This window comes from Listeria valentina, assembly GCF_011800755.1.
In the GTDB taxonomy this organism is placed as follows: Bacteria; Bacillota; Bacilli; order Lactobacillales; family Listeriaceae; genus Listeria; species Listeria valentina.
In genome coordinates this window covers 21,373-27,372 of the sequence record NZ_JAATJW010000030.1, presented here as the reverse complement: position 1 = coordinate 27,372, position 6,000 = coordinate 21,373, and the positions used below count along the sequence as shown (strand labels likewise).

The 6,000-nt window shown below is 41.1% G+C and carries 6 protein-coding genes; 3 read left to right on the top strand and 3 right to left on the bottom strand.

From position 1 onward, the window contains the following. Positions 1-101: 101 nt before the first annotated feature. A complete protein-coding gene (locus HCK02_RS08385) occupies positions 102-1,436 on the bottom strand; it encodes a 6-phospho-beta-glucosidase (protein ID WP_167629671.1) in 1,335 nt (444 codons plus the stop codon). 148 nt (positions 1,437-1,584) lie between these two features. On the opposite strand from HCK02_RS08385, the gene HCK02_RS08380 reads away from it, so the two are divergent. Beyond that, on the top strand, positions 1,585-2,553 hold the full coding sequence (locus HCK02_RS08380) for a LacI family DNA-binding transcriptional regulator (protein ID WP_167629670.1): 969 nt from the start codon (positions 1,585-1,587) through the stop codon (positions 2,551-2,553). A gap of 69 nt (positions 2,554-2,622) precedes the next feature. On the opposite strand, the gene HCK02_RS08375 is transcribed toward HCK02_RS08380, so the two are convergent. Beyond that, positions 2,623-3,279, bottom strand: a complete 657-nt coding sequence (locus HCK02_RS08375; RefSeq protein ID WP_167629674.1) for a Crp/Fnr family transcriptional regulator — start codon at positions 3,277-3,279, stop codon at positions 2,623-2,625. 177 nt (positions 3,280-3,456) lie between these two features. Between HCK02_RS08375 and HCK02_RS08370 the strand changes: the two genes are divergently transcribed. Continuing rightward, positions 3,457-3,771: a hypothetical protein gene (locus HCK02_RS08370; protein WP_167629669.1), complete on the top strand. Its 315-nt coding sequence runs from the start codon at positions 3,457-3,459 to the stop codon at positions 3,769-3,771. Further along, positions 3,752-4,975 (top strand): MFS transporter, encoded by a 1,224-nt coding sequence (locus HCK02_RS08365; protein WP_167629668.1) that lies wholly within the window; start codon positions 3,752-3,754, stop codon positions 4,973-4,975. The genes HCK02_RS08370 and HCK02_RS08365 overlap by 20 nt, the downstream gene beginning before the upstream one ends. A gap of 51 nt (positions 4,976-5,026) precedes the next feature. On the opposite strand, the gene HCK02_RS08360 is transcribed toward HCK02_RS08365, so the two are convergent. Continuing rightward, positions 5,027-5,839, bottom strand: coding sequence for a sugar phosphate isomerase/epimerase family protein (locus HCK02_RS08360; protein WP_167629667.1), 813 nt, complete (start codon positions 5,837-5,839; stop codon positions 5,027-5,029). Between the last annotated feature and the right edge of the window lie 161 nt (positions 5,840-6,000).

Here is a 6,000-nt window from a genome sequence, read left to right as displayed (position 1 = left end):
ATGTATGTTCTATCACAAGTATATCTAAAAAAAGACTGTAAACAAAGTTTTTCACTACTTTGTCTACAGTCTGAGACTCGCCGAAGCGAGTCTTTGAAATTTTAAACTTGTTGTTTCACGAAAAATTGAGGTAAATGGTCTTTGTGCGCTTCAAGCAGTTCATTGAGTACTTCTTTCGCGATATCCCCACTTGGCACAAGCGGATTCAGTGTAAAGGCTTGGAGAGCGGTTGCATAATCGCCTGTTACAGCGGCTTCGATCGTTAATTCCTCCATCGCTTTCATCACTTGTAATAAGCCACGTTCTGCAGGAGCGAATTTCCCAAAGTTGATAGGTTCTGCTCCGTGTGCCCCGATAATGCTTGTAATTTCAACAGCACTTTCATAAGGTACGTCATCAATCGCACCATTATTCCGTGTGGATACTACCATTTTCGTGCCTTTATAGTTGTAGATCGAGTTGATGATTTCGCAAGCGGCATCGCTATAATGCGCCCCACCGCGTTTTGAAAGTTCTTCTGGCTTATGATCCAAGTTTGGATCTTTATAAAGCTCAAACAAGCTTTCTTCAAGGCGTTTTACGACTTCACCGCGCGTTCCTTCTTCTTTGAAAGCGGCGATTTCATCTTTTAACATATTGTCCGTCATGTAGTAATAGCGATGATACGGGCAAGGAAGCATCTTCAAATGTTTCACTTGTTCGTAAAGGAAACGCATGTCTTTGATATTTTCAACGACCATTTCTGGATTTGCTCCCGGCGCGTATAGTCCGTCAATCACTTTTTCAGTCAGTTCTGTACCGTCTTTATCAAAGACGCGATGCCAGTGCAAGTGGTTGATGCCCGCAAATTTGAAAAACAAGTCTTTTTCTGGTTTCCCTAAAACAGCGGATGCACTCTTCACTGCGCCGATCGGAACGTTACAAAGTCCGATCACTTTTTCCCAGTTGCCGTAGCGCAATACGGCTTCTGTTACCATTCCGGCAGGATTTGTGAAATTGATCAACCACGCATTTGGACAAAGTTCGCGCATATCGCTTACGATATCCAAAATGACAGGGATCGTCCGGAAAGCTTTAAACATTCCTCCGGCACCGTTTGTTTCTTGCCCAATCATTCCATGTGAAAGTGGGATGCGTTCATCTTTGATTCGCGCGTCGAGAAGTCCAACTCGAAATTGTGTGGTCACGAAATCTGCATCTGGTAATGCTTCACGACGATCAAGTGTCAAATGAATTTCGCAGTCGATTCCTGCTGCTTTAACCATGCGTTTTGCCATATTGCCGACAATTTCAAGTTTCTCGCGACCTGCTTCGATATCCACTAGCCATAATTCTTTTATTGGAAGTTCACTGTAGCGTTTGATAAATCCTTCAATCAGTTCTGGTGTATAGCTTGAGCCTCCACCAATTGTTACGATTTTTACTCCGTCTTTCATAAGTATCGAACCCTCCCAAAATTAAGCGTTTTCTTACTATTTGATGATAATTTATGTAATGCATTACAGGTCAACCCCCTTTTTTGAAAATTTTTTATTTCTGGTTTTATGCTATACTAAAATTGGATAACAGAGCGAGGTGTCTGGATTGGCAAATATTCAAGAAATTGCAAAACGAGCTGGTGTATCTTCGGCAACGGTTTCCCGAGTGATTAATCAGCGCGATTACGTTAGTGAGGAAACAAGAAAGCGTGTTCAAATGGTGATTGACGAACTGGACTATGTTCCAAATCTTAATGCGGTTTCGTTAAAAAAAGGCGCGACTAAATTGATTGGGCTTGTAGCTCCCATTTTTCAGGATTCTCCAGGCATTTTCATGCAAAATTTCACGAATGCCGCGCAAGAACATGGGTATAATGTGACGCTTTTTATGACAAACGGAAATCGCGAGAAGGAATTAGAAGCGCTTGAAATGCTGCGTCGTAAACAAATTGATGCGCTTGTCCTCGTCATCCGTCAAAATGAATGGGATGTGATCGAACCTTATACCAAATACGGGCCGATCGTTACCTGGCAACGCGTTGAGCATAAAAAAATCGCCTCGGTTTTCATGGATCAATATGAAGGCTATACGCTTGGGCTTGAGCATCTTTACGAGCGTGGTTACCGCCGAATTTGCAATGTTTACGGCTTTACAAGCGGACTGAATACGCAAAGCCGGATGCAAGCTTATGCCGACTTTTGTAAGCACCACAATCTTGACCCGCACGAAGTCAAACACTTTTACGGGATGGGGACGCGAGCCCAAGGAGAAGAGCTCGTACATTTTTTCAAAAAGACAGCGAATAAACCGGATGCTTTTTTCACGCCAAATGATTATCTGGCCGCGGGGATTGTGTCCGAGGCACGTAGGCAAGAACTGCGGGTTCCTGCAGATTTCGCCGTATGCGGCTTTGACGACCTGGAAGTGGCGCATTTATTTGATATGACGACTATTCACTACCCGGTCGATAAACAGGCTTTAAACGCCTTTACAATCATCCACAACGAGCTCCAGCAAGCAAACCAAAAACTCATTCCACTAAAATTTTACTTGGTGGAACGAAAAACGACTTGAACAGCTGGACTGGTTAAACAAAAAAGCTTCTTCTGTTTTCAAACAGGAGAAGCTTTTTTGATGCTACTTTTAAAAAATAATGTGGTCTTCCAGTAAACTCAGATTAGTAATGATGAGTTGATTTTTCGTAACCTTGATCACTTTTTCTTGCTTAAGTTGGCGTAAAATTCGACTGACACTACTTGCCGAAGAAATCCCACAAAACTTTGCGATTTCTTCATTTGTTACTGGAAAATCAATCACAATCCCGTCATTTGTTTCCACGCCGAAAAAATCATAGAGCTCATAAATTTGTGAACAAACCGCCCCCATTTTTCCATTCATAAGCATTTGTTGCATTTTTTTCATCATATAAAGCAAACGGTGTCGGTAAAATTCCTTCACGTAGTGTTGTAGCTCAGGACTGTCGTTGATATCCTTCCAAAATTGCACGCGATTGATTCGGTAAAATTCAGCGTAATCCGATTCAATGCGAATATTGTAAGGAGCGTCAATAAACTGCGAATATTCATCTTTTAAAATCGAAACGATTTCCGATTCTTGAATATAGCGCAAGTTGAATTCCCGCCCGTCATTTGAAATCACACTTGCCTTTACAATTCCCTCTTTTAAAATGTACGTATAACAATCTTCAAGTCCTTCGTAAGTTAAATATTTGTGATACCCCTTTCGAACGATTGGAAAGTCATTTTCTTCCACATAATTTCTTAACACACGATTATCCAACTTTTCTTCCCCGCCTTTTTGATCCGCTAAAAAAAGCATATAAAAAATTCATCCAGTAAACATTAACATTTGTTAATAAGATTCGTTACTTATAATTTTACACATGAAGTGCGCTTTTCGACAAGTCTTTTTCGCCTTATACTGAGAAACATATTACGAAAGAAAAGAGGAAGAAAGATGAACATTTGGATGAACGCTATTGTCGAACGTCTCGACACAGCTTATAGCAACAGATTTGATTCAAAAGCAGCACTGATTTTCTTAAACGATGCGTATCAAAGCGCCATGGAACTGATGCGGGAGCTTACGATCCGGGAATCACCGGAATCAAGAGAATTCCTGCGACTCTTCATGACGACAAGAGACTTATTTGTGGAACAGCTCGTTGATCGCTATCCATCCAACTACAATGAAATTGCTGCAAGAATTGAAAAAATCAAAGCGCTACAAAAGATTGGGGAACGAAATTCTTATGCCAGAAAAGCTATTTAATAAATATTTTATCGGTGTGACGGTCCTTAATTTCATCGTCTACCTCGTTTATTATTTGCTCATGGTCATCATCGCCGTGATCGCGCAAGATGATCTTGGAGCAAGCATGAGTGAGGCGGGTTTTGCTTCTGGGATTTACATTATCGGAACGCTTCTTGCACGTTTATTAATGGGGAAACAAATCGAACTCCTCGGCAGAAAATTTGTTCTCCGAGCAAGCGCTTTGTTTTACCTTGCTACGACCGCTTGTTACCTTTTTATCCCTAGCCTTGGAATTTTATATCTCATCCGTTTCTTAAACGGATTTGGCTATGGCGCGATCTCAACTGCGACAAATACGATTGTGACAGCTTACATTCCACAAGCGAAAAACGGCGAAGGAATTAACTATTACGGCTTAAGTACGAGCCTTGCAGCAGCCGCAGGTCCTTTCCTCGGCATGTTACTTTTAAGCGCCACAAATTTTGAATTTATCATCTGGCTGTCCATCAGCTTGATTTTGGCGGTTGCGATCGCTTGTTTCTTGTTTCCAGTCAAAAATATCCAATTATCTGCGGAACATAGAGCTGCCATTAAATCTTGGAATTTTAGCAGCTTTATTGAAAAGAAAGCCTTATTCATCACTTTTATCGCCTTCTTGATGGGGCTTGCCTACTCGAGTGTGCTGTCGTTTTTGTCTTCTTATGTCAAAGTGATCGATCTTGTTTCAGCAGGCTCATTTTTCTTCGTGGTTTATGCGCTTGTTATCACGTTTACTCGTCCTGTTACGGGAAGAATTTTCGATGCCAAAGGGGAACAATATGTCATGTATCCAAGTTACATCTTCCTCGCGGCAGGTTTGCTGTTACTGGGTGTTACAACGAATAACTGGACACTGCTTATCTCTGGCGCCTTTGTCGGGCTTGGGTACGGGACTTTTATGTCGAATGGTCAAGCGGTTTGTTTGAAACTCGTGAACACACACCGAATCGGCGTTGCGCTTTCGACTTATTTTATTGGTTTAGATTTAGGGCTTGGCGTGGGGCCGTATATTATGGGGATTCTCAAAAACGCCACTTCTTTTAGAGGACTTTATCTGATTGCAAGTGTTATTCCACTTATTTGCGCTATTTTTTATTGGATCAATCATAAAATGAAAAGCAAGAAATGGGAACGCGCTGGGGCTTCACTTGAGCAGGTTTCGGCAAATGAAGAACGAATTTAAAAATAAGAAGCGGGCATGTACCCACTTCTTATTTTTAGCATGTTGCTGGATTCAATTTCCATCCCAGCTTTTAATTTGTGCTAAGGAATCTTTGTAATACTGACTTAAAACGTCTAGATAGTTTCCATCTTTTTCCGCTTTGAATGGATTTGGACCTTCTGCTACCATCTCCATAATAATCGGACCTTTATAGTTTACTTTATGTAAGGCTTCGATTTGTCCTTTGATATCTGCATGCCCATTTCCAACGGCTTGGCGGTTCGAATCTGCTACATGATACATCCCTAATTGGGTGTTCACTTGCTCCAAAGTAACAACTGGATTCGGTTCTTCGATATTCATATGATAGGCATCTAGTAAAACTGACAATGCAGGGCTCGCCACATCTCGAATCAATTGCAAGGCTTCAGCTCCAGTTACCACTTGATGGTTTTCATAGCGATTCAAAACTTCAAAAACGACAGCAATCCCCAATTTTTCTGCTTTTTCCATAACTGTTTTCGTACTTTTCACAAGCCTTTCCCAGTCGCGTGTCGCATCACCGCTTCCTTCGATTTTTCCGACTTCTCCGTGCAAACAAATTCGAAAAGCGCCCAGTTCGGAAGCCCAGTCAAGTAAATTTAAAAAATAAGTCACTGCTTGCTTGCGAACTTCTTCGTCAGCAGAAGAAATATCCACATTATTCGGTGTCACGGAAAGAACCTTTAATTGATATTGCTTCAGTAAACTCGCAAGTTCTGCTGGATTCTGTGCCAAATCCCCTTCTACTTCAACACCTGTTACGCCGATATTCTTTGCCAATTGACACTTTTTTTCAACCGAAATATCGCCAAAACTCCATAAACAAATCCCATAATCTCGCATTTCAAATCCCCTTCCATTTTCACGCCACACCTTCAATTTTTAAGACTATCATTATTATTTAAAAGAAAAAAGTAAACCCTTACAAAAAAGCATACCGCAATCAAAATGAGTCATGCTATACACCACTTTTTTAGTGTATCAAAAAACAGAAGCAATCTTCA

Coding starts and splice junctions, on each gene's coding strand:
- HCK02_RS08385 (WP_167629671.1), bottom strand. CDS start 1,436: ATGAAAGACGGAGTAAAAATCGTAACAATTGGTGGAGGCTCAAGCTAT.
- HCK02_RS08370 (WP_167629669.1), top strand. CDS start 3,457: ATGAACATTTGGATGAACGCTATTGTCGAACGTCTCGACACAGCTTAT.
- HCK02_RS08365 (WP_167629668.1), top strand. CDS start 3,752: ATGCCAGAAAAGCTATTTAATAAATATTTTATCGGTGTGACGGTCCTT.
- HCK02_RS08360 (WP_167629667.1), bottom strand. CDS start 5,839: ATGCGAGATTATGGGATTTGTTTATGGAGTTTTGGCGATATTTCGGTT.